The organism is Stenotrophomonas sp. GD03680 (assembly GCF_029844625.1).
Taxonomy (GTDB): domain Bacteria; phylum Pseudomonadota; class Gammaproteobacteria; order Xanthomonadales; family Xanthomonadaceae; genus Stenotrophomonas; species Stenotrophomonas maltophilia_P.
The window spans coordinates 21,291-44,534 of sequence record NZ_JAOCKC010000024.1; the positions used below are offsets into that span (position 1 = coordinate 21,291).

Below are 23,244 nucleotides of genomic sequence, written 5' to 3' on the forward strand. Positions count from 1 at the left end.
CTAGAGCGTGGCCCGTTAACATGGATGCCCCTCCTTCTTCAGCATGCCGATGAGCCTCATCCGCCAGGGAAGCACCTACCTCGTCATCGGGCTCGTGCAGCTGCTGGTCGACTGGGTGGTCTTCGTGGCGGCCACCGCACTGGGGTTGCCGGTTGCACCGGCCAACGTCACGGGCCGGCTGGCGGGGATGCTGCTGGGCTTCTGGCTCAACGGTCGCTACACGTTCGCCGAGCCGGGCACGCACAAGCTGGGCTGGAAGCGCTTTGCGCGCTTCTGCGCGCTGTGGCTGCTGCTGACGGCGGCCAGCACGCTGCTGGTCAGCCTGGTCGACCAGGCTCTGGGCCTGCGCTACGCGTGGCTGGCCAAGCCGCTGGTCGAGGGCGGACTGGCGGCGGTGTCGTTCCTGCTGATGCGCCACGTGGTCTACCGCTGACCGGCGGTGATGGCGCACAAACAAAAACGCCGGCACGAGGCCGGCGTTCCTGTGGGTGTGGCGAGCCTCAGTGCTTGAGGTTCTTGCGCAGGCGCTCCAGCGCCTGCAACTGGACCACGGCCTCGGCCAGCTTCTGCTGGGCTTCGGCCACTTCCATGGCTTCACCACGGTTGGCCAGGATGCGCTCGGCTTCTTCCTTGGCCTTGCGGACCGAGGCTTCGTCGATGTCCTGCGCGCGGATCGCGGTGTCGGCCAGCACGGTCACCACCTGCGGCTGAACCTCCAGGATGCCGCCGGAAATGGCGAAATCCAGCTGCTCGCCGTTCGGCGTGGTCACCACCACCTTGCCCGGCTTCAGGCGGGTGATCAGCGGTGCGTGCTTGGGCGCGATGCCCAGTTCGCCCAGCTCACCGGTGGCCACGACCAGGGTCGCTTCGCCACGGAAGATTTCCTGCTCGGCGCTGACGATGTCGCAACGGATCGTGCTCATGCAAATCTCTTCGCTGTTCGCGGTGGCGCGATGCCACCGTGGAGGTCCACCGGCCCGGGCGGCTGCCCGGCGCCGGCGTCAGGTCGGGCAGGATCGCTCCCGCCCCTCCCGGATCAGGCCTTCTCGGCCATCTTCTTGGCCTTCTCGACCGCTTCTTCGATGCCGCCGACCATGTAGAACGCCTGCTCCGGCAGGTGGTCGTACTCGCCATCGACGATGGCCTTGAAGCCACGGATGGTGTCCTTCAGCGGCACGTACTTGCCCGGCGAACCGGTGAACACTTCGGCCACGTGGAACGGCTGGCTGAAGAAGCGCTCGATCTTGCGGGCGCGCGACACGGCCTGCTTGTCTTCTTCGGACAGTTCGTCCATGCCCAGGATGGCGATGATGTCCTTCAGTTCCTTGTACTTCTGCAGGGTCTGCTGGACGCGCTGGGCGGTGTCGTAGTGCTCGTGGCCGATGACCAGCGGGTCCATCTGGCGGCTGGTGGAGTCCAGCGGATCGACGGCCGGGTAGATACCCAGCGAGGCGATCGAACGCGACAGGGTCACGGTCGAGTCCAGGTGGGCGAAGGTGGTCGCCGGCGACGGGTCGGTCAGGTCGTCCGCGGGAACGTAGACGGCCTGGATCGAGGTGATCGAACCGTTCTTGGTCGAGGTGATGCGCTCCTGCAGGACGCCCATTTCCTCGGCCAGGGTCGGCTGGTAACCCACGGCGGACGGCATACGACCCAGCAGTGCCGACACTTCGGTACCGGCCAGGGTGTAGCGGTAGATGTTGTCGACGAACAGCAGCACGTCCTTGCCCTTGCCGTTCTCGTCCTTCTCGTCGCGGAAGTACTCGGCCATGGTCAGGCCGGTCAGCGCGACGCGCAGGCGGTTGCCCGGCGGCTCGTTCATCTGGCCGTACACCATCGCCACCTTGTCGAGGACGTTGGAGTCCTTCATTTCGTGGTAGAAGTCGTTGCCCTCACGGGTACGCTCACCCACGCCGGCGAACACGGACAGACCGCTGTGCGCCTTGGCGATGTTGTTGATCAGTTCCATCATGTTGACGGTCTTGCCGACGCCGGCGCCGCCGAACAGGCCGACCTTGCCGCCCTTGGCGAACGGGCACATCAGGTCGATGACCTTGATGCCGGTTTCCAGCAGCTCGGTGGCCGGGGACTGGTCTTCGTACGACGGTGCCGCACGGTGGATTTCCCAGTTGTCGCTGGCAGCGACCGGGCCGGCTTCGTCGATCGGACGGCCCAGCACGTCCATGATGCGGCCCAGGGTGCCGGCGCCGACCGGCACCGAGATGCCACGACCGGTGTTGGTGGCGACCAGGTTGCGCTTCAGGCCATCGGTGGAACCGAGGGCGATGGTACGCACCACGCCGTCGCCCAGCTGCTGCTGGACTTCAAGGGTGATTTCGGTGTTGTCGACCTTCAGTGCGTCGTACACCTTCGGCACCGACTCACGCGGGAATTCGACGTCGACGACCGCGCCGATGATCTGAACGATCTTGCCCTGACTCATTGCTGCATCCTCTAAATGTGTGCTTTGAACGAACGCGGTCAGACTGCTGCCGCGCCGCCGACGATTTCGGAGATTTCCTGGGTGATCGCTGCCTGGCGCGCCTTGTTGTAGACGAGCTGCAGCGTACCGATCAGCTTGTTGGCGTTGTCGCTCGCCGCCTTCATCGCGACCATGCGTGCGGCATGTTCGGAGGCGACGTTTTCCAGCAATGCCTGGTACACCAGCGACTCGATGTAACGCGTCATCACGTGCTCGAGCACGGTCGCGGCATCGGGTTCGTACAGGTAATCCCAGTCGTGGTGCGCGACCTGCTTCTCGGCCGCCGGCAGCGGCAGCAGCTGATCGAAGCTGGCCTTCTGCGTCATGGTGTTCACGAAGCGGTTGTAGACCAGGTACACGCGGTCGACCTTGCCTTCAGTGAAGGCGTCGAGCATGACCTTGATCACACCGATCAGCGATTCCAGCTTCGGCACGTCGCCGATGTGGGTCACGCTGCCGACCATATTGACCTTGACGCGGCGGAAGAAGGTCGATGCCTTCTGGCCGATGGTCACCAGATCCACTTCCGCACCCTTGTCCTGCCATGCCTTGGCTTCGCCCAGCATCTTGCGGAACAGGTTGTTGTTCAGGCCGCCGGCCAGGCCGCGATCGGAGGAGATCACGATGAAACCGACCCGCTTGACCTGCTCGCGCTCGACCAGGAACGGATGCTGGTAATCGGTGCTGGCCTGCGCCAGGTGGCCGATCACCTGCTTCATCGCCTGCGCGTACGGACGCGAGGTCTTCATCCGATCCTGCGCCTTGCGGATCTTGGAGGCCGAGACCATCTCCAGGGCGCGCGTCACCTTGCGGGTGTTCTGCACGCTCTTGATCTTGGTTTTGATTTCGCGTCCGCTTGCCATCTCTTGTTTCCCGTGGCGCGGGGCTGATGCCCCGCGTTGTTCAACGGTGGAACGGGGCCAGGCCCCGTTCCCCATGCGCTGTTACCAGCTGCCGGTGGTCTTGAAGTCGGCGATGCCCTTCTTGAAGGCACCTTCGATATCGTTGTCCCAGCCGCCGGTGGCGTTGACCTTGTTGATCAGCTCGCCCTGGGTGTTGGCGAAGTGGGCGTGCAGGCCCTCTTCGAACGCCAGCAGCTTGTTGACCGGCACGTCGTCGAGGTAACCCTCGTTGACGGCGTAGATCGACAGCGCCTGGTTGGCGATCGACATCGGCGCGTACTGCTTCTGCTTCATCAGCTCGGTGACGCGCTGGCCACGTTCCAGCTGCTTGCGGGTGGCTTCGTCCAGATCCGAAGCGAACTGCGCGAACGCAGCCAGCTCACGGTACTGGGCCAGCGAGATGCGGATGCCGCCCGACAGCTTCTTGATGATCTTGGTCTGCGCCGAACCACCGACGCGCGACACCGAGATACCGGCGTTCACGGCCGGGCGGATGCCGGCGTTGAACAGGTCGGTTTCCAGGAAGATCTGGCCGTCGGTGATCGAGATCACGTTGGTCGGAACGAAGGCGGACACGTCGCCGGCCTGGGTTTCGATGATCGGCAGCGCGGTCAGCGAACCGGTTTTGCCGGTGACCTTGCCTTCGGTGAACTTCTCGACGTACTCCTCGGACACGCGGGCAGCGCGTTCCAGCAGGCGCGAGTGCAGGTAGAACACGTCGCCCGGGTAGGCTTCACGGCCCGGCGGGCGCTTCAGCAGCAGCGAGATCTGGCGGTAGGCAACGGCCTGCTTGGACAGATCGTCGTACACGATCAGCGCGTCTTCGCCGCGGTCCATGAAGTACTCGCCCATGGTGCAGCCCGAGTAGGCGCTGATGTACTGCATCGCAGCCGATTCGGACGCGGTGGCGGCCACGACGATGGTGTGGGCCAGGGCGCCGTTTTCTTCCAGCTTGCGCACGATGTTGGCGATGGTCGATGCCTTCTGGCCGATCGCAACGTACACGCACTTGATGCCGGTGCCCTTCTGGTTGATCACCGCGTCGATCGCCATGGCGGTCTTGCCGGTCTGGCGGTCACCGATGATCAGCTCGCGCTGGCCACGGCCGATCGGGATCATCGAGTCGACCGACTTGTAACCGGTCTGCACCGGCTGGTCGACCGACTTGCGCCAGATCACGCCCGGAGCAACACGCTCCACCGGAGCGGTCACGTCGGTGCCCAGCGGGCCCTTGCCGTCGATCGGCTCGCCGAGCGCGTTGACGACGCGGCCCAGCAGTTCCGGACCGACCGGCACTTCCAGGATGCGGCCGGTGGTCTTGGCGACGTCGCCTTCGCGCAGGTGCTCGTAGTCACCCAGGACCACGGCGCCGACCGAGTCGCGCTCCAGGTTCAGGGCCAGGGCGAAGGTGTTGTTCGGCAGTTCGATCATTTCGCCCTGCATCACGTCGGCCAGACCGAAGATGCGCACGATGCCGTCGGACACGCTGGTCACGGTGCCTTCGTTGCGCGATTCCGCGGCCAGCTTGACCTTCTCGATGCGGTTCTTGATCAGTTCGCTGATTTCGGAGGGGTTGAGCGTGGTTGCCATCGTCAAGTCCTAGTGCCGGCAGCGGGGCCGGACGTTAAATGAATTCAGTTAGCGAGCGCGGTCTGCAGGCGGGCCAGCTTGCCCTTCAGCGAACCATCGATGACCACGTCGCCGGCGTCGATCACGGCGCCGCCGATCAGCGAGGCATCGACCGCGGTGGTCACATCGACCTCGCGGTTGAAGCGCTTGCGCAGCGCGACCTTGATCGCGTCCAGCTCGCCGGCCGACAGTTCGGCGGCCGAGGTCACGGTGGCCTTGACCACGTGCTCGGATTCGGCGCGCAGGGCGTCGAACATGCCGGAGATCTCCGGCAGCAGCGGCAGACGATGCGATTCGGCCAGGATGGCCAGGAAGCGCGAGAAGCTTTCGCCGTGGGTCGCCGGCGCCAGCAGGGCGACAGCGTCGTCACGACCGAGCTCCGGGTTGGCGAGCAGGGCCGCCACGCGCGGGTCGGCGGCGACGTGGGCGGAGAACGCCAGGGCGTCCGACCACGGCGCGAACGCGCCTTCGTCGCGCGCGGTCGCGAACGCGGCGCGGGCGTACGGGCGGGCAAGCGTGAGGGCCTGGCTCATCCTTAGATCTCCGAGGCCAGCTCGTCGAGCAGCGCCTTGTGGGCGTTGGCGTCGATTTCGCGCTTGAGCAGCTTTTCGGCACCGGTCACGGCCAGCGCGGACACCTGCTTGCGCAGATCTTCACGGGCACGGTTGGCGGCGGCGTCGATCTCAGCCTGGGCCAGTTCCTTCTGGCGGGTGGCTTCGGTGATCGCTTCGGTACGGGCTGCGTCGACGATCTGGTTGGCGCGCGCGTGGGCCTGGTCGATGATCTCGTTGGCCTTGGTGCGGGCTTCCTTCAGCGCTTCGTTGACCTTCTCCTGCGCCTGGGCCAGATCTTTCTGGCTGCGGTCGGCAGCAGCGAGGCCTTCAGCAATCTTCTGCTGGCGCTCTTCGATCGCGTTCATCAGCGGCGGCCAGATCTTGGTCGCGATGATCCAGATCAGACCAGCGAAGGCGAGCGCCTGCGCAAGAAGGGTGAAATTGATATTCATGGTTAGCTCGATCGCTGGTTTCGGGGTGGACGCGCCGCCGGGGCGGCGCATCCGGCCTTCATCCGAAACCGGGTGCATCAGCACCCGGTCGTCTCAAACCGCTGTATCAGCCGGCCAGAGCCTTGGTGACGGCACCGGCGAAGGCGGCCGACAGCGGGTTGGCGAAGGCCAGCAGCAGGCCGACGGCGACCGAGATGATGAACGCGGCGTCGATCAGGCCGGCGGTGATGAACATGCGGACCTGCAGGACCGGGATCAGTTCCGGCTGGCGGGCGGCCGACTCCAGGAACTTACCAGCCATGATGGCCAGACCCAGACCGGCGCCCAGCGCGGCCAGGCCGATCATGATGCCGACGGCGAGGGCGGTGGAGCTCTGAATCTGCGCGAAGTTGGTCAGGACGGCGAAGTACATGGTTATCTCCAGGAACTTAAGTTGCTAAGGGTGATGAAACGGATGAAGGTTGAAACGCGTTGAAGCTTGAAACTCAGTGAGCGTCTTCCGACAGGCTCAGGTACACGATCGACAGCATCATGAAGATGAAGGCCTGCAGCGGGATCACCAGCAGGTGGAACAGCATCCAGCCGAGGCCGAACGCACCACCGGCAATGGCGCCGAAGAAACCGGCACCACCCAGCACCCAGATCAGCAGGAACACGATTTCGCCGCCGAACATGTTGCCGAACAGTCGCATCGCCAGGGAGATCGGCTTGCTCAGCCACTCGACGATGTTGAGGATCAGGTTGAACGGCATCATCCACTTGCCGAACGGAGCCGTCAGGAACTCCTTGATGAAGCCGCCCAGTCCCTTGGACTTCAGCGCGAAGAACAGCATCAGGAAGAACACGCTGATGGCCATGCCCAGGGTGGCATTGACGTCGGCGGTCGGCACCGGCTTCCAGTAATGGATGCCCGCCAGCTCCAGCGGCTTGGCGATGAAGTCGGCCGGGATCATCTTGATGAGGTTCATCATCAGGATCCAGAAGAAGATCGTGATGGCGATCGGCGTGACCAGCTTGCTCTTGCCGTGGTAGGTGTCCTTGGCCTGGCGGTCGACGAACTCCAGGCAGATCTCCACGAAGGCCTGCCACTTGCCCGGCACGCCAGCCGTGGCCTTGCGGGTGCCCAGCCAGAAGGCGACCACGATCACCAGGCCCATCAGGACCGCGGTGAGGAAGGTATCGACGTGGATATGCCAGAACATCCCGTCGCCGTTGCCGACCGGTGCGGTCAGGTTCTGCAGGTGATGCTGGATGTAGCTGGTAGGGGTTAGAGCCTCGCCCGCCATGTGTCCGGAACCTTAGTTAATTGAATTCTGTCAACGCCTGGCCATCGCCAGGACCTGGAACATCAAGCCGACGGCGATACCGGCCAACAGCGCCAATGCAGGCAGCTTGAAGACCAGGAACCCCACCAGCAGGACGCCGAAAACGACTACCCACTTCGCCACGATCGCAATGATCAGCCGTGCCATTGCCGACCCCGCAGCCAGGGCACCCCCGCCCAGCGCCATCCGTGCCGCGACCCAGCCACCGGCCGAGATCGCCACGCCGGATGCCAGGGCACCGAGCGCGTACTTCGGCCCTACCAGCAGGAAGGCCAGGGCCAGGACAGCCACTGCGGCCAGCGGGTAGACCGCGGCGCGCAGCATCAGTCGCCGACCCGCTTCAACGGAGTTCAGCACAGGACGTCCCGCGTGGTTGCAAGTGGAGGGCTGAGGCGGCTACAGCAGGGGGGCCTCATCGAGCCGCCAAATTATAGCAATGGGACAATTTGCGAGACAACCGCTGCCTGTTCATCCCGGAAGGGCGCAAGTTGCGGTAACGGTTACATTTTTGCGTGCCGCCCAAGGGACAATGACGTCCACATGATGCTGCGGTGCAGCGTATTGAACTTTGGTCGCACGCCTGGGAACTTTCCGCGACCTTGCCGGTCCGACCTTCCGACCTGCCTGCAGCAACCTCGTCGACGCTTCGCCCCGCAGGTCCACGATGGCCCCGAAGCCCGGCTCCGGGGCCATCCTTTTTCATGGTCGTGACAGCGCTGAACCGTGCACACGCCATCGACCATACGTTCACGCATGGTGGACGAGCGCGTCCTGCACAGTGGGCTTCATTCTGATGAACCACTGCAAGGACTCTTTCGATGCGCTCCGTCCCCACCCTGCTCGCCCTCTCCCTGCTTGCCGCCGGCGCATCGTTCGCCAGCGCCGCCCATGCCGCCGAAGGCGATGACCGTTTCGCCCTGCGCCTGGGTGCGATGAACATCGATTCGGACAACACGCTGCGCGGCAACACCACTGTCGCCGGCCAGGACGTCGGTTTCTCGGAAGATTTCAAGCTCGGCGGCAAGGAATGGGAACCGCGGGTAGACGGCATGTTCCGCCTCAGCGACCGCCAGCGCTTCCTGTTCAACTACTTCAAGTACGACAAGGACCGCCGCGAGACGCTGGGCCAGGACATCTCCTTCGGCGGCGTCAACGTGCCGGCTGACAGCTTCGTCAAGGCCGAGCTGAAGTACCAGGTGGCCAGCCTGGTCTACGACTACTCCGTTGTCGACACCGACACCTTCGATCTGGGCCTGCAGCTGGGTGCGGAGTACGCCAAGGTCAGCACCAAGGGCTATGCGGACCTGGGCACCGTGTATGAAGGCCAGTTCCTGGACGAGAAGACCGACGGTGTGGCACCGGTGGTCGGTGCACGCCTGAGCTTCACCCCGTCCGAGAAGTGGATGATCACCCTGCAGGGTCAGTACCTCAACACCCGCTGGGGCAGCTTCGACGACTACAAGGGTGACCTGAGCCGCGCCAATGCCATCGTCGATTACCGCCTGACCAAGAACTTCGGCCTGTTCGCCGGCTACGACTGGTTCAAGCTGGATGCGGACAAGAAGGGCAGCGACGGCACCATCGGTCTGAAGCAGGAATTCAAGGGCCCGGTGGCCGGCGTCAGCTTCGTGTTCTGATTCCTGCCCCTTCCATCGCACTCTCTCCTGGCGCGGCCTCCGGAACATCGGGGGCCGCGTTTTTTTGTGCTGCTTTGTCCTGCCGGGGTAAAGCGGCATGGTCGAGCGCTGGAGGGAGAGGGGGCTGCATGCGAATGTCCCCCGGCGCCGGCCTGCGGCCGTCACCTCCTCCTTTACTTCGCACGCAGCCCCCTCTCCCTCCGCGTGTCAGGCCTCCACGCGTCTGTTGAACTGGCTCTGCGGCTGCACCCTCCGCAAGCCGAGCCGCTGCGTGAGTGGCAGGCGTTTGGACACAGTAAAGGAGGAGGCGACCGCCGCAGGCGGACGACGGGGGACATGTGTCGAAATGCCTGCCGCCTGTGCAGCGGCCCGGACGCTCGCGATTACACATGCAGCAATCGCTGGATCGCGGGCGCGCAGGAGTGAGAGGAGGCTGCATGCGAATGTCCCCCGGCACCGGCCTGCGGCCGTCACCTCCTCCTTTACTTCGCACGCAGCCCCCTCTCCCTCCGCGTGTCAGGCCTCCACGCGTCTGTTGAACTGGCTCTGCGGCTGCACCCTCCGCAAGCCGAGCCGCTGCGTGAGTGGCAGGCGTTTGGACACAGTAAAGGAGGAGGCGACCGCCGCAGGCGGACGACGGGGGACATGTGTCCAAATGCCTGCCGCCTGCGCAGAGGCCCGGAAGCTCGCGATCACATAGGCCGCACTCGCAGGATCGCTGGCGCGCAGGAGGGAAAGGAGGCTGCATGCGAATGTCCCCCGGCGCCGGCCTGCGGCCGTCACCTCCTCCTTTACTTCGCACGCAGCCCCCTCTCCCTCCGCGTGTCAGGCCTCCACGCGTCTGTTGAACTGGCTCTGCTGGAGCGTCCGCACGCCGAGCCGCTGCGTGGGTGGCAGGCGTTTGGACACAGTAAAGGAGGAGGCGACCGCCGCAGGCTGGCGACGGGGGACATGTGTCCAAATGCCTGCCACCCGCGCAGCGGCCCGGAAGCTCGCGACCACAGTCACCGAAGCCACAGAAGCCACCAACAAAAAACCCGGCTTTCGCCGGGCTTTCCGTTTCACCGGGCATGGCCCGGCGCAAGCGCCTTACTTCTTCTTCGGCATGTACAGATCGGTGATCGTGCCGTCGTAGATTTCCGAAGCCATCGCCACCGATTCACTCAGCGTCGGATGGGCATGGATGGTGTGGCCGATGTCTTCAGCTTCCGCGCCCATCTCGATCGCCAGACCGATCTCGGCCAGCAGGTCACCGGCATGCACACCGACGATCGCGCCACCGATGATGCGGTGGGTCTCTTCGTCGAAGATCAGCTTGGTGAAGCCCTCGGTGCGACCGATGCCGATCGCGCGGCCACTGGCCGCCCACGGGAACTTGGCCACGCCGACCTTCAGGCCCTTGGCCTTGGCCTCGGTCTCGGTCACGCCCACCCAGGCGATCTCCGGATTGGTGTAGGCCACCGACGGAATCACGCGGGCCACCCACTCCTTCTTGTGGCCGGCCGCCACCTCAGCCGCCAGCTTGCCCTCGTGCGTGGCCTTGTGGGCCAGCATCGGGTTGCCGACGATGTCACCAATGGCGAAGATGTGCGGCACGTTGGTACGCATCTGCCGGTCAACCGGGATGAAGCCACGCTCGGTGACCTGCACGCCAGCCTTCTCGGCATCGATCTTCTTGCCATTCGGCGAACGACCCACGGCGACCAGCACGCGGTCGAAGGTCCCCTGCGCCAGCGCCGGCGACTGCCCTTCCTCGGCCGCCTCGAAGGTCACGGTGATGCCCTTGGCATCGGCGGTGACGCCCGACGCCTTGGTCTTCAGGTGAACGTCGATGCCCTGCTTCTTCAGGCGGTCGGCCAGCGGCTTGACCAGGTCCTTGTCGGCGCCCGGCATCAGCTGGTCCATGAATTCGACCACGGTAACCTTGCTGCCCAGCGCACCGTACACGGTCGCCATTTCCAGGCCGATGATGCCGCCACCGACAACCAGCAGCGAACCCGGCACTTCGGCCAGCTCCAGCGCGTCGGTGGAATCCATCACACGCTTGTCGCCCCACGGGAAGTTAGGCAGCTTCACCGCCTGCGAACCGGCGGCGATGATGCACTTCTGGAAGCGCAGCAGCTGCGTGCTGCCGTCAGCGGCGGTGATCTCCAGCTCGTTGGCCGACAGGAACCGACCGACACCCTGCACGTTGCGCACCTTGCGCTGCTTGGCCATGCCAGCCAGACCCTTGGTCAGCTGGTTGACGACCTTTTCCTTGTACTGGCGCAGCTTGTCCAGCGTGATCGTCGGCTTGCCGAACTCCACGCCGAAATCGCCGGCATGGGCGACTTCATCGATGACCGCCGCCGCATGCAGCAGTGCCTTGGACGGAATGCAGCCGACGTTGAGGCAGACGCCGCCGAGGCTGGCGTAGCGCTCGACCAGTACCGTATCCAGGCCGACATCGGCTGCGCGGAACGCGGCGGTGTAGCCGCCCGGGCCGGAGCCCAGCACGACCATCTCGCATTCGATGTCGGCCGGCTTGCCGCTGGCCAGTGCCGGCTTCGGTGCGGCCGGTTCGGCCGGGGCACGATGCGACGGGGTCACCGGCGGCTTGCTGGCCGGGGCGGCGGCCGCAGGCGCAGGTGCGGCTGCCTTGGCCGGGGCCTCGGCGGCTCCTTCGGTGTCCAGCAGGACCACCACGGCCCCCTCGGACAGCGTATCGCCGAGCTTGACCTTCAGTTCCTTGACCACACCGGCGGCCGAGGACGGCACTTCCAGCGTGGCCTTGTCCGATTCCAGGGTCACCAGGCCCTGGTCCTTCTTCACCGTATCGCCGACGGCGACCAACACTTCGATCACCGGCACATCGCTGTAATCGCCGATGTCGGGAACCTTGACTTCAATCGTGGCCATGGTGGTTTTCCTCATGCCCGGCCGGGGTGGCCGGCGGGCTGTCACTGCGTTTCGTCAGGCGGCCGCGCCAAGGGCGACGGCCACACGGTGGGGGCGAAGCGGGTGCCTTACAGCAGCACGCGACGCATGTCGGCCAGTACCTGCGACAGGTACGTGGTGAAGCGTGCGGCCAGGGCGCCATCGATGACGCGGTGGTCGTAGCTCAGCGACAGCGGCAGCAGCAGCTTCGGTGCGAATTCCTTGCCATTCCAGACCGGCTGGATGGAGGACTTGGACACGCCCAGGATGGCCACTTCCGGCGCATTGACGATCGGGGTGAACGCGGTGCCACCGATCCCGCCCAGCGAGCTGATCGAGAAGCAGCCGCCACTCATGTCGGCCGGGCCCAGCTTGCCGTCGCGCGCCTTCTTGGCCAGCTCGCCGGTTTCCTGCGCGATCTGCACCACGCCCTTCTTGTCGACGTCGCGGATCACCGGCACGACCAGGCCGTTCGGCGTATCGGCGGCGAACCCGATGTTGAAGTACTTCTTCAGGGTCAGGTTCTCGCCGCTGGCGTCCAGCGAGGCGTTGAACTCCGGGAACTTCTTCAGCGCTGCGGCGCTGGCCTTGATCAGGAAGGCGAGCATGGTCAGCTTGATGCCGGCCTTCTCGTTCTCCTTGTTCAGTGCCACGCGCAGTGCTTCCAGATCGGTGATGTCGGCCTGGTCGAACTGGGTGACGTGCGGAATCATCGCCCAGTTGCGGGCCAGGTTCGCGCCGGAGATCTTCTTGATGCGCGACAGCGGCTGCACTTCGGTCTCGCCGAACTTGCCGAAATCGACCTTCGGCCACGGCAGCAGGTTCAGCCCACCGCCTGCGGCGGCAGCGGTGCCGCCCGCGGCCGGAACGCCACCACTGAGCGCGGCCTTGACGAATTTCTGCACGTCACCCTTGGTGATGCGCCCGCCCTTCTCGGTACCGCTGATCTGCAGCAGGTCCACGCCCAGCTCGCGGGCGAACACGCGCACCGCCGGGGTGGCATACGGCACCTTGGCCGGCAGCACGCCATCGGCGTTGAACTGTACGGGCGGGCTGGACGGAGCGCCGGCCGACGCGATCTCACGAGCCGCCAGCTTGTCCGGCTGGGCGGGCACAGCGACCGGCTCGACCTGGGTGGCGGTCTCGGCAGCGGCCGGGGCCGCCGCAGCCGCTTCGCGGGTCGGCGCCGGCGCAGCAGCACCCTCGGCTTCGATGATGGCCACCACATTGCCCTGCGACAGGGTGTCCCCCACCTTGACCTTCAGTTCCTTGACCACACCGGCCACCGAGGACGGCACTTCCATGGTCGCCTTGTCGCTTTCCAGCGTGACCAGGCCCTGATCCTTCTTGACGGTGTCGCCCACGGCGACCAGCACTTCGATGACCGGGATGTCGGTGTAATCGCCGATGTCCGGCACCCGGGCTTCAACCGCACCGCCACCGGCAGCCGGGGCGGCCGGCGCGGCAGCCGCCGGGGCCGGGGCGCTCTGGGTGGCCGCCGCCGGGGCAGCGGCCTTGGCCGGGGCCGGGGCCGGGGCCGGAGCGGCCGGAGCGGCCGGCGCTGCGGCCTCGTCTGCCGCCACTTCGATCAGCGCCACGACCTTGCCCTCGGACAGGGTGTCACCCACCTTGACCTTGATCTCCTTGACCACACCGGCCACCGAAGACGGCACTTCCATGGTCGCCTTGTCGCTTTCCAGCGTCACCAGGCCCTGGTCCTTCCTGACCGTATCGCCAACGGCGACAAGCACCTCGATTACCGGGATATCGCTGTAGTCACCGATATCGGGGACAAGTGCTTCCTTGATTTCGGCCATGGGGATAACTCCGGCAATCTGGTGTAGGGAAACGTCTATTGTGCGGCCAGCGGGGGCCAGCGCCAACCGTTACAGGTGTTTTCAGTACGCACGCAGCCGGGACACGCTGTTGCCCATGGGGCGCAGGCACCTCCAGTGGGTAGCGTATTGTCCGCACGATGTCCGCTTCATGTCGCCAGTGCATCGGCCACCGGCTGCCAGGCCTGACGCAGGCGCTGCAGCGACCAGGCCGCATTGGCCGGGCTGGTCGAGGGCAGCGCCAGCACACGCGGTGGCGCCCCCAGGACAGGCAGCACCCAGCGCTGGAATGCCTGCATCGACGCAGCACCATTGCAGCCGATCAGCTGCAGCTCAGGCAGCAGGGCGATCAGTTCCGGCAGCGCGTTGGCCACTTCCGTGCCACGCACGATGTCCGCATCCAGGCTGCCCCGGCGCTCGCATCGGCCGATCACATCCCACACCCCGACACCGGCGGCGTTCAGCGCGCGCATGCGTTGCGGATAGGGCAAACCGGCGTCAAAGCCGCAGATATCGGACATGAGCGGCCAGAAACGATTGCGTGGATGCGCGTAGTACTGGCCAGCGTGCAGCGACGCAGCACCCGGCATCGAACCAAGCAGCAACACGCGCGATCGCGTGTTCACCTGCGCGGGCAGGCCGGTGCAGAGCGTTGGCGCGCTCACGGTTTGTGCAACTGCATGAACATTCCTCCAGAGCAAAAACCCCATGAAAACAGGCTTTTCGAACTCATCGCTGAACAGAGCGAACTATTTTTTAACGCGCGTCGGATTCGATTCATGTTGAGGCGACTACGGTGTGCTCGCCCCGCAACCGGGGGCCCAAAAACAAGAAACATTAGGAGATACCCCCATGCGCTCCATCCGTATCCTGAGTCTCGCCCTGCTGACCTCCGCCGCCTTCGCGCCGGCCGCTTTCGCCCAGGACAGCAGCACCACCGACACCGCCTCGGGCAAGCATTTTGCCGTGGTTGGCGGCGTCACGCTGCTGCAGCCGAAGAATGATCCGATCACCGGCGTCAAGAAGCTCGATGGCGGCCCGGCGCCGACCGTCAGCTTCAGCTACTACGTCAACGACAACTGGGCCGTTGAGCTGTGGGGCGCTGCCGACAAGTTCGATCACCGCGTCAAGGGTCCGGGCAACACCCGCCTGGGCAGCGTCGAGCAGCAGCCGGTCGCACTGAGCGGCCAGTACCACTTCGGCCAGGCCGACAACGTGTTCCGTCCGTTCGTGGGCGTGGGCTACTTCCAGTCGGCCTTCAGCAACGAATCGCTGGCTGACGGCAGCAGCTCCGACATCCGCCTGAAGGATGCCAAGGGCGTGATCGGCACCGTCGGCGTCGACATGAACATCAACTCCACCTGGTTCGCCCGTGCTGATGCCCGCTACATGCGCGCCCGCCCGGACGTGAAGGTGGGTGGCGAGAAGATCGGCGAAGCCAAGCTGGATCCGTGGACTGTCGGCGTGGGTATCGGCGCCCGCTTCTAAGCACCGCCTGCTTCACTGTCTGTACGCGACGGGCCCTTCGGGGCCCGTCGTCGTTTCCGTCACCCGCGTTCTGTGTAGAGTCGGGCCGTGCTCGACTGCTTTTCTCCGGACGTCGAGCAGGGCTTGACTCTGCAAAGGACGGAAGGCCGGTGATCGTGATGGACAACGTCGACCTGCTGGTGATCGGAGGTGGCATCAACGGCGCCGGCATCGCGCGCGATGCCGCAGGCCGCGGCCTGCGCGTGCTGCTCTGCGAGCAGCACGATCTTGCGTCACATACCTCCAGCGCCAGCAGCAAGCTGGTCCATGGCGGGCTGCGCTACCTGGAACAGGGCGAGTTCGGCCTGGTGCGCAAGGCGCTCGGCGAACGCGATGTGCTCCGCAGGCAGGCGCCCTGCCTGGTCCGGCCGCTGCGCTTCGTGCTGCCCTGGGAACCCCACCTGCGGCCACGCTGGATGCTGCGGCTCGGCCTGTGGCTGTATGACCACCTCGGCCATCGCGGCGCAGCGTTTCCGGCTTCGCGCGCACTGCACCTGCCACACGACCCGTTGGGCACGTGGCTGTCGCCATCGTTGCACCAGGCCTTCAGCTATGCCGACGCGCAGGTGGACGATGCACGCCTGGTCCTGCTCAACGCGCTGGATGCCGCGCAACGCGGTGCCCGTGTGCAGGTCCGCAGCCGCTGCGTCGAACTGCACGGCGAGCAGGGCCACTGGCGGGCGGTACTGGTCGATGCAGCGGGACAGCAGCAGACGGTGCATGCACATGCCGTGGCCAACGCGGCCGGTCCCTGGGCCGGAGGCCTGCTGCAACGCATGCAGGCGCGCAGCGGCACACCGGCCCTGCGCCTGGTGCAGGGCAGCCACATCGTGCTGCGCCGGCCCTGGCCCGATGACAGCGCCTGCCTGCTGCAGCAGCCCGACGGACGGGTCGTATTCCTGCTGCCCTTCACCCACGACCACCTGCTGGTGGGTACCACCGACACCGACTATCAGGGCGATCCGGCGCGCTGCCACGTGCTGCCTTCGGAAGTGACATACCTGTGCGAGGCAGCCAACCGCTATCTGCGCCAGCCGATCACGGCGACGGAGGTGGTCTGGCAGTTTGCCGGCGTGCGCCCGCTGCTGGCCGACCCGGATCCGCGCGCGGCACGACTCAGCCGCGACTATCGCCTGCAGTTGCAGGTGCAGGGCGCGCCCGCCGTGCACGTGCTGGGGGGGAAGCTGACCACCTACCGCGTTCTGGCCGAAGAAGCGCTGGATCTGCTGCGGCCCCACCTGCCGCAGATGGGGCCGGCATGGACGGCAGCCGGGACGCCGCTGCCGGGCAGCGACTGGGGCGATGCCGTGCAGGCACGCTCTCACCTGCGGACACTCGCACCGTGGTTGCCTGAGGACACTACGCGGCGCTGGGCCGAGGCCTATGGCAGCCGCAGCACCGAGCTGCTGCACGGGGTGCAGGGCATGGACGATCTCGGCGAACACTTCGGCGGTGGGCTGCACGCCCATGAGGTCGTGTTCCTGCGCGATCACGAATGGGCGCATACCGCCGAGGACATACTGTGGCGGCGGAGCAAGCTGGGACTGCGGCTGGACACCGCACAGGTGGCACGCCTGCAGGACTGGTTGGAGGAACAGCAGCACCAGGCCATGCCCGGCCGATCGCGGTGACACCCGGCATGGCCCGTCGCTGCCGATGCAGTAGGATTTCCCCATCGCTACCGGAGACGCCGCATGACGCCCCGCTACGTGCTGGCCATCGATCAGGGCACCACCAGTTCGCGCGCGATCCTGTTCGATCACGCCGGCGACATCGTCGGCAGCGCGCAACGTGAGTTCGCCCAGATTTTCCCGCAGCCCGGTTGGGTGGAACATGACCCGCGCGAGATCCTCACCAGCGTCTACGCCACGCTGACCGAGCTGCTCAGCCGCGAACAGATCGACCCGCGCCACATCGCCGCACTGGGCATCACCAACCAGCGCGAGACCACCGTGGTCTGGGAACGCGCCACGGGCCAGCCGATCCACAACGCCATCGTCTGGCAGTCCCGGCAAAGCCAGGCCATCTGCGAGCGGTTGCGCTCGCAGGGGCACGAAGCGCTGATCCGTGAACGCACCGGCCTGCTGATCGATGCCTACTTCTCGGCCACCAAGGTGCGCTGGATCCTCGATCACGTGGAAGGCGCACAACAGCGCGCGGAGCGTGGCGAACTGCTGTTCGGCACCATCGACAGCTGGCTGGTCTGGAATCTCAGTGGCGGCCAGGCACACGTGACGGACTACAGCAACGCCGCACGCACGCTGCTGTTCAACATCCACACCCTGGACTGGGACGACGAGCTGCTCGCGCTGCTGGACATTCCGCGCGCCATGCTGCCGCAGGTGCGTGACTCCAGCGCGGTGTACGCGCACACCCGGCCGCAGTTCTTCTTCGACCACCCGATTCCGATCGCCGGTATCGCTGGCGACCAGCAGGCCGCGCTGTTCGGCCAGGCCTGCTTCCAGCCGGGCATGGTGAAGAACACCTACGGCACCGGCTGCTTCATGCTGATGCACACCGGAACGCAGGCCGTGCGTTCGCACAACGGCCTGCTGACCACCATCGCCTGGGGCCTGGGCGGGCGCGTGGAGTACGCACTGGAGGGGTCGATCTTCATCGCCGGCTCGGTGGTGCAGTGGCTGCGCGACGGCCTGCGCATGATCGATCGGGCCAGCGACAGCCAGGCGCTGGCCGCGAAGGTCGGCGACAGCGCTGGCGTCTATCTGGTGCCGGCGTTCGTGGGCCTGGGTGCGCCTTACTGGCGCAGCGACGTGCGTGGAGCGATGTTCGGCCTGACCCGGGGCACCAGCAGGTCGCACTTCGTGCGTGCAGCATTGGAAGCAATGGCTTACCAGACCCGCGATGTACTCGATGCCATGCAGTCCGATGCAGGTATCGGCCTGAGCGAGCTGCGTGCCGACGGCGGCGCGATCGGCAACGACTTCCTTGCCAGCTTCCAGGCCGATATTCTGGGCGTTCCGCTGCTGCGGCCACGGCTGACCGAGACCACGGCGCTGGGCGCGGCCTACCTGGCCGGGCTGGCGGTGGGATTCTGGGAAAGCCGCGAACAGATCGCCGCGCAATGGGGACTGGACCGCCGTTTCGAGCCGCAGATGCCGGCAGCACGGCGCGAGACGCTGTATGCCGGGTGGCAGCAGGCGGTCGCCGCCACCCTGGCCTTCCACGTCGATTGAGGGCGGTAGCGCCGGGCCATGCCCGGCGAATCAATCCCCAATCCGCCGGGCATGGACCGGCGCTACCCCAACATCAGAACGCCGGCAGCACGGCACCCTTGTACTTGGTCTCGATGAACGCCTTCACCTGTGCGCTGGTGAGCGCCTTGGCCAGCTTCTGCACGCGCGCATCATCCTTGTTGTCGGGCCGGGCCACCAGGAAGTTCACGTACGGCGAGTCCTTGCTCTCGATCGCCAGCGCATCCCGGGTCGGGTTCAGACCCGCATCCAATGCATAGTTGGTGTTGATCAGGGCCAGGTCCACCTGATCCAGTACGCGGGGCAGCATCGCCGAATCCAGCTCGCGGAACTTCAGCTGCTTCGGATTGGAGACGATGTCGCGCTGGGTTGCCAGCGCATTGGTCGGATCCTTCAGCTCGATCACACCGGCCTTGTGCAGCAGGATCAGCGCCCGGCTGTTGTTGCTCGGATCGTTCGGGATGACCACATCCGCGCCTTCGCGCAGTTCGGCCAGCGACTTGATCTTGCGCGAGTATGCGCCGAACGGCTCGATGTGCACGCCGATCACCGTCACCAGATCGGTCTTGCGGTCGCGGTTGTAGGCGTCCAGGTACGGCTCGGTCTGGAAGTAGTTCACGTCCACCTGCTTCTGCACCAGCTGGTCGTTGGGCTGCACGTAGTCGTTGAACACGCGCACGTCCAGTTCCACGCCTTCCTGCTTGAGGATCGGCTTGACCACCTCGAGGATTTCGGCGTGCGGCACGGCCGTGGCGGCCACCACCAGCTTCTGCGAAGGCTCGCCGGACTTGCCGCAGGCGGTCAGGACCAGCGCAGCGGCGAGCAGGGGCAGCAACAGGGTCTTCTTCATGGGCGGAATGATTCTCGGGGGGAGGTCAGGATCTATCGTAGTTGCTCAGGGCCAGCTCGAGCAGCGCCTTGGCCTGCTCGCGCAGCATCGTCGGTTCGACGATCTCGGCATCCGAGCCGTAATGCAGCACATCCATCAGCAGTTCGCGTGACACGCTGTAAGGCACTTTCAGTTCATAGCGGCCGTCGGCCAGGAAACGGCCCTGCTGCTTGGAATGCCAGTGCTCATCGGCGACCCAGCGCGCAGCCTTGGCGCTGAACAGGATGGTGGCCCAGCCCTTCGGCGCACCGGAGAAAATGCCGTAGCTGGCACCCAGCTGCTCGTCCAGTTCGCTGTCGGCCACGTCACGGGCCGTGTGGTCGATCACCCGCGCCTTGTGGATCCGGTCCACCGCGAAGCTGCGGAGGGCCTCGCGGTCGTGGTCCCACGCATCGAGGTACCAGTTGTCGCGGTAGTGGGTCAGGCGCTGCGGCGAAACAGTGCGCTTGGTCGGTTCGTCGGTGGAACGGGCGCGGTACTCGAAGCCCAGCTGGCGCCGCTCGAGCACGGCCGAAGCCACGCTGCGGAAGCTGCCTTCGTCGAATTTGCGGCCACGATGCGGAATGACCCGCACCCGGTCCACCGGCCAGCTGGAAACCCCCGCCTGGGCGGCCAGCAGGCTTTCGATGCGCTGCTGCAGCGGTGCCAGCACCGAAGACAGCACGCCCCCGCCGGTACGGGCCAGCAGGTGCTGCGATGCCAGCAGGGCATGCAGCTCCTCCGAGCTGAGCCAGAGGCCGGGCAGTTCGAAGCGGTCGCTTTCGTCGGCGTGATAGCGGAAGCCGGCCTCACCATCGCCCTCGATCGGCGCCATCAGCGCGTCGCGCAGGAACGCCAGGTCGCGGTAGACGGTGGCACGGGAACAACCGAGCTTGTCCTGCAGGGTCGCCACCGTCACCGGATAGCGCGCGGACTTGAGCAGACGATGCAGGGCGGTGATGCGTTCGTATCGGTCCATGCCCCCGATTATGTCCGAGTCGCGGGTCTTGTGTGGGGGGTTTGGGCTATCGTGGGCGCCCCGCCCTCTGCGAAAGCCCTCCCATGCGCCGGTTGCCCGCCCTGCCCCTGCTGGCCTGCCTGCTGCTGGCTGCCTGTGGTCGCCCCCCAGCGCCGTCCGGCGGCGACGCGGTCGTTCCGCAGGCCGACCCGGCGCAGGCGGTACTGGCCGCCAGCCAACGGTTCGCCGCCCTGCGCAGCTTCCACGCGGAACTGGAAGTGCTGGGTACGCCACAGCCGGTCCGCAGTGCGATGGACTTCGTGGCCCCGGACCGATTCCGGGTACAGACCGCGGCCGGTGCACAGACCATCATCGGTGACACGATGTTCCTGCAGGCCGACGGGGCCATCCGCCAGGTGCCGACGCCGCCCGGTCTGCTCGAGCAATGGCGGACGCCGCTGCCGGCCGACGTCGCGCCCGCGGCGCTGCAGGCCGAGGATCTGGGCAGCCAGACGCTGGACGGGGTCCAGACCCGGCGCTACCGGCTGCGTGGCGCCGGCCCCGGCGAGCGCCTGGAGTACTGGGTGGATGGGCAGGGCCTGCCACGCCAGATCGTGCGCAGCGGCAGCAGCAACGGCAAGGTGTTCCAGCTGCGCCTGCGCTATTCGCGCTTCAACGACCCCTCCCTCCGCATCGAGCTGCCCTGAATGGGGAGCGGTGACAACGCCTGCTGAAGCGGCCAGCGCCATGGGGCGGACGGCCATCACGCTTCCAGTATCATCACGGGTTGTTAACCGCTTCGGAGAAGCCTCGATGTCCCTGCGCGTGTCCCTGCTGATTCCCCTGCTGCTCTGCGCCCCGCTGGCGTACGCGCAGGATGCATCCGAACTGGCGGCGATGTCCTCGCCCTGGAGCGGCAGCGGCGGCGAGCTCGGCTTCGCCTCGGCACGCGGCAACAGCAGCACCGAGAGCTTCAACGGCCGCCTGCGCCTGCGCTACACCGACGGTGACTGGGTGCACAGCATGGACCTGTTCGGCCTGCGTTCCAGCTCCAAGGTGACCGAGACCAACGACGACGGCACCACCACCCGCCGCAACAACACCACCGCCAACCGCTACACCGGCAGCGCCGGCAGCGCGCTGCAGCTGGGCGAGCACCGCCAGCTGACCGCCACGGTGCGTACCGAGCGCGATGACTTCGCCACCTACGACCGCCAGAGCTCGTTCGGTCTGGGTTACGGCACCCGTCTGTGGAGTACCGAGCGCTTCTATTTCGATGCCCAGGTCGGCCCCGGTGTGCGCCGCACCCACAGCACCGAGGATGATCGCACCCGTACCGGGCTGATCGGTCGTGGCCTGTTCGACATGAAGTACTCGCTTACCGAGAACACCGATCTGGTCAACACGCTGCTGGTCGAATCGGGGTCGTACAACACCTTCGGCCAGAACGATTTCGGCCTGTCGGTGAGCATGAATGAACACCTGGCCTTGAAGGCCGGCTGGCAGGCCCGCTACAACAGCGACGTCGCGGTGGACAAGCGCAAGACCGATACGCTGACCACCATGAACGTGGTCTACAAGTTCAAATAAGCGAAACGGGCGCCTGGCGCCCGTTTTCGTTTCTGCTCCGCAGCGCCTGGCCGAGGGAATCGGCCGGGTCAGGCGTTCAGCAGCTCACCCGCCCCGCCATCGAGCAGCCTCTGCGCCACGCGCTGGCCCAGCGCGTCCGGGTCGCTGGCCGGGCCCACGCCTTCGGCGCGCACCGCACGGCCATCGCTGGCGCTGCCAACCAGCCCCTGCAGGTGCAGGTCCTGCCCCTGCCACTGCGCGATCGCCGCCACCGGCACATGGCAGCTGCCATGCAGCGCGCGGTTCATTGCCCGCTCCGCTTCCACGCAGGCGCGTGTCGCGGCGTCATCGAGCGCAGCGAACAAGGCCATCAGCGGCGCATTGCTGCCGTCGCACTCCACGGCCACGGCGCCCTGCGCCGGCGCCGGCAGCCAGTGCGGCGGCTGCAGGCGCAGCACGATCCGATCGCCCAGTCCCAGGCGCTCCAGCCCGGCGACGGCCAGCACGATGGCGTCGTAGCCCCCGTTGTCGAGCTTGGCCAGGCGCGTATTGACGTTGCCACGCAGGTCCAGCAGTTCCAGGTCCGGGCGCAGCGCACGCAGCTGGGCCTGGCGGCGCAGCGAGGACGTGCCGACGCGCGCGCCGATGGGCAACGCATCAAGCGAGGCATAGAGGTTGGAGACGAAGCCGTCGGCCGGGTCATGACGGGGCAGCATGGCCGGCAGCACGAACGGCGCATCCAGTTCCATCGGCACATCCTTCAGCGAATGCACGGCGCAGTCGGCGTCGCCGCGCAGGATGGCCAGCTCCAGTTCCTTCAGGAACAGGCCCTTGCCACCGATGGCGGCCAGCGAGCGGTCGAGCACTTCATCGCCGCGCGTGCTCATCGGGACCAGCTCCACGTGCAGGCCGGGATGGGCCTGGCGGAGGCGGTCGGCGACGTGTTCGCTCTGCCAGAGGGCGAGCGGGCTCTTGCGGGTGGCGATGCGGACGGTTTCCATCCGGTCATTATCGCGCCTTCGGCGCGGATACGGCCAACGGCGGAGCCCCTCGTGGCTGGCTGGGGACAAGGCTGAAGCAACAGCCGTGCTTGGCCGGGCGGGATGGGCTGCGCAGGGGCCGCTGCAAGCACGTCCATGTAAGCTCGGTCGCCGCATCCATGCGGCTCACGCCCCTGCGCAACCCACCCCGCCCGGCCTCTGACAGTTTCCGTGTGCGCCAGCCACGGAAGATCAAAAGAAAGAAGCAGAAGCAACAGCCAGCGGCTCTCGGGGTCAGATCCCTTTTCCTGCGGAAAAGGGATCTGACCCCTCTCTCCCACCCGATAACCCGTTGCCGTCCGTCACCGGGAAATTCGCGAGGGTGAGTCGGGATGGGC

22 protein-coding genes are annotated in these 23,244 nt (G+C 66.2%); 7 read left to right on the plus strand and 15 right to left on the minus strand.

Annotated features, from left to right (window positions below):
* The first annotated feature begins 49 nt into the window (after positions 1-49).
* A complete protein-coding gene (locus N5J29_RS16855; RefSeq protein WP_053518733.1) occupies positions 50-433 on the plus strand; it encodes a GtrA family protein in 384 nt (127 codons plus the stop codon).
* A gap of 67 nt (positions 434-500) precedes the next feature.
* Here the strand turns inward: N5J29_RS16855 and N5J29_RS16860 are convergent, their stop codons facing one another.
* The 9 genes from N5J29_RS16860 to N5J29_RS16900 all read right to left on the minus strand — a co-directional run bounded on the left by N5J29_RS16860 (position 501) and on the right by N5J29_RS16900 (position 7,701).
* Positions 501-923: a F0F1 ATP synthase subunit epsilon gene (locus N5J29_RS16860; RefSeq protein ID WP_005419509.1), complete on the minus strand. Its 423-nt coding sequence runs from the start codon at positions 921-923 to the stop codon at positions 501-503.
* A gap of 113 nt (positions 924-1,036) precedes the next feature.
* On the minus strand, positions 1,037-2,443 hold the full coding sequence (atpD, locus tag N5J29_RS16865; RefSeq protein WP_049429233.1) for a F0F1 ATP synthase subunit beta: 1,407 nt from the start codon (positions 2,441-2,443) through the stop codon (positions 1,037-1,039).
* 38 nt (positions 2,444-2,481) lie between these two features.
* On the minus strand, positions 2,482-3,345 hold the full coding sequence (gene atpG, locus N5J29_RS16870) for a F0F1 ATP synthase subunit gamma (protein ID WP_053518734.1): 864 nt from the start codon (positions 3,343-3,345) through the stop codon (positions 2,482-2,484).
* Between the two features lie 81 nt (positions 3,346-3,426).
* Positions 3,427-4,974, minus strand: a complete 1,548-nt coding sequence (atpA, locus tag N5J29_RS16875; protein ID WP_053518735.1) for a F0F1 ATP synthase subunit alpha — start codon at positions 4,972-4,974, stop codon at positions 3,427-3,429.
* A 44-nt stretch (positions 4,975-5,018) separates the two neighbouring features.
* Complete coding sequence (locus N5J29_RS16880; RefSeq protein WP_164150632.1) at positions 5,019-5,546, minus strand: F0F1 ATP synthase subunit delta; 528 nt, start codon at positions 5,544-5,546, stop codon at positions 5,019-5,021.
* A 2-nt stretch (positions 5,547-5,548) separates the two neighbouring features.
* Positions 5,549-6,019, minus strand: a complete 471-nt coding sequence (locus N5J29_RS16885) for a F0F1 ATP synthase subunit B (protein WP_053518738.1) — start codon at positions 6,017-6,019, stop codon at positions 5,549-5,551.
* A 106-nt stretch (positions 6,020-6,125) separates the two neighbouring features.
* Positions 6,126-6,431, minus strand: a complete 306-nt coding sequence (atpE, locus tag N5J29_RS16890; protein WP_005411133.1) for a F0F1 ATP synthase subunit C — start codon at positions 6,429-6,431, stop codon at positions 6,126-6,128.
* A 73-nt stretch (positions 6,432-6,504) separates the two neighbouring features.
* Positions 6,505-7,305, minus strand: a complete 801-nt coding sequence (atpB, locus tag N5J29_RS16895; RefSeq protein WP_053518739.1) for a F0F1 ATP synthase subunit A — start codon at positions 7,303-7,305, stop codon at positions 6,505-6,507.
* A gap of 30 nt (positions 7,306-7,335) precedes the next feature.
* Positions 7,336-7,701, minus strand: a complete 366-nt coding sequence (locus N5J29_RS16900) for a hypothetical protein (protein ID WP_180876808.1) — start codon at positions 7,699-7,701, stop codon at positions 7,336-7,338.
* Between the two features lie 461 nt (positions 7,702-8,162).
* Here N5J29_RS16900 and N5J29_RS16905 point away from each other — a divergent pair, with 461 nt between their 5' ends.
* Entirely contained in the window at positions 8,163-8,981 is an 819-nt protein-coding gene (locus N5J29_RS16905) for a hypothetical protein (RefSeq protein WP_053518741.1), read from the plus strand.
* 1,089 nt (positions 8,982-10,070) lie between these two features.
* Here the strand turns inward: N5J29_RS16905 and lpdA are convergent.
* The 3 genes from lpdA to N5J29_RS16920 form a co-directional block, all read right to left on the minus strand.
* Entirely contained in the window at positions 10,071-11,879 is a 1,809-nt protein-coding gene (lpdA, locus tag N5J29_RS16910; protein ID WP_164150630.1) for a dihydrolipoyl dehydrogenase, read from the minus strand.
* 107 nt (positions 11,880-11,986) lie between these two features.
* Positions 11,987-13,714: a dihydrolipoyllysine-residue acetyltransferase gene (aceF, locus tag N5J29_RS16915; RefSeq protein ID WP_279924485.1), complete on the minus strand. Its 1,728-nt coding sequence runs from the start codon at positions 13,712-13,714 to the stop codon at positions 11,987-11,989.
* A gap of 167 nt (positions 13,715-13,881) precedes the next feature.
* On the minus strand, positions 13,882-14,397 hold the full coding sequence (locus tag N5J29_RS16920) for a DNA-deoxyinosine glycosylase (protein ID WP_053518745.1): 516 nt from the start codon (positions 14,395-14,397) through the stop codon (positions 13,882-13,884).
* 187 nt (positions 14,398-14,584) lie between these two features.
* On the opposite strand from N5J29_RS16920, the gene N5J29_RS16925 reads away from it, so the two are divergent.
* The 3 genes from N5J29_RS16925 (at position 14,585) to glpK (ending at position 18,453) form a co-directional block, all read left to right on the plus strand.
* Positions 14,585-15,220 (plus strand): OmpW family outer membrane protein, encoded by a 636-nt coding sequence (locus N5J29_RS16925; RefSeq protein ID WP_053520322.1) that lies wholly within the window; start codon positions 14,585-14,587, stop codon positions 15,218-15,220.
* Between the two features lie 158 nt (positions 15,221-15,378).
* On the plus strand, positions 15,379-16,890 hold the full coding sequence (glpD, locus tag N5J29_RS16930; protein WP_164150627.1) for a glycerol-3-phosphate dehydrogenase: 1,512 nt from the start codon (positions 15,379-15,381) through the stop codon (positions 16,888-16,890).
* A gap of 63 nt (positions 16,891-16,953) precedes the next feature.
* Positions 16,954-18,453, plus strand: coding sequence for a glycerol kinase GlpK (gene glpK, locus N5J29_RS16935; RefSeq protein ID WP_164150625.1), 1,500 nt, complete (start codon positions 16,954-16,956; stop codon positions 18,451-18,453).
* A gap of 73 nt (positions 18,454-18,526) precedes the next feature.
* On the opposite strand, the gene N5J29_RS16940 is transcribed toward glpK, so the two are convergent.
* Entirely contained in the window at positions 18,527-19,321 is a 795-nt protein-coding gene (locus N5J29_RS16940; protein WP_164150623.1) for a MetQ/NlpA family ABC transporter substrate-binding protein, read from the minus strand.
* A gap of 25 nt (positions 19,322-19,346) precedes the next feature.
* Positions 19,347-20,318 (minus strand): YafY family protein, encoded by a 972-nt coding sequence (locus N5J29_RS16945; RefSeq protein WP_053520325.1) that lies wholly within the window; start codon positions 20,316-20,318, stop codon positions 19,347-19,349.
* Between the two features lie 83 nt (positions 20,319-20,401).
* Between N5J29_RS16945 and N5J29_RS16950 the strand changes: the two genes are divergently transcribed.
* Positions 20,402-21,004, plus strand: a complete 603-nt coding sequence (locus N5J29_RS16950) for a hypothetical protein (RefSeq protein ID WP_065175203.1) — start codon at positions 20,402-20,404, stop codon at positions 21,002-21,004.
* A gap of 106 nt (positions 21,005-21,110) precedes the next feature.
* The gene (locus N5J29_RS16955; RefSeq protein WP_065175204.1) at positions 21,111-21,887 is read left to right on the plus strand and encodes a DUF481 domain-containing protein; all 777 of its coding nucleotides are present in this window, start codon (positions 21,111-21,113) and stop codon (positions 21,885-21,887) included.
* Between the two features lie 68 nt (positions 21,888-21,955).
* Here the strand turns inward: N5J29_RS16955 and hemC are convergent, their stop codons facing one another.
* Positions 21,956-22,867, minus strand: a complete 912-nt coding sequence (gene hemC, locus N5J29_RS16960) for a hydroxymethylbilane synthase (RefSeq protein ID WP_053520328.1) — start codon at positions 22,865-22,867, stop codon at positions 21,956-21,958.
* Positions 22,868-23,244: the final 377 nt, after the last annotated feature.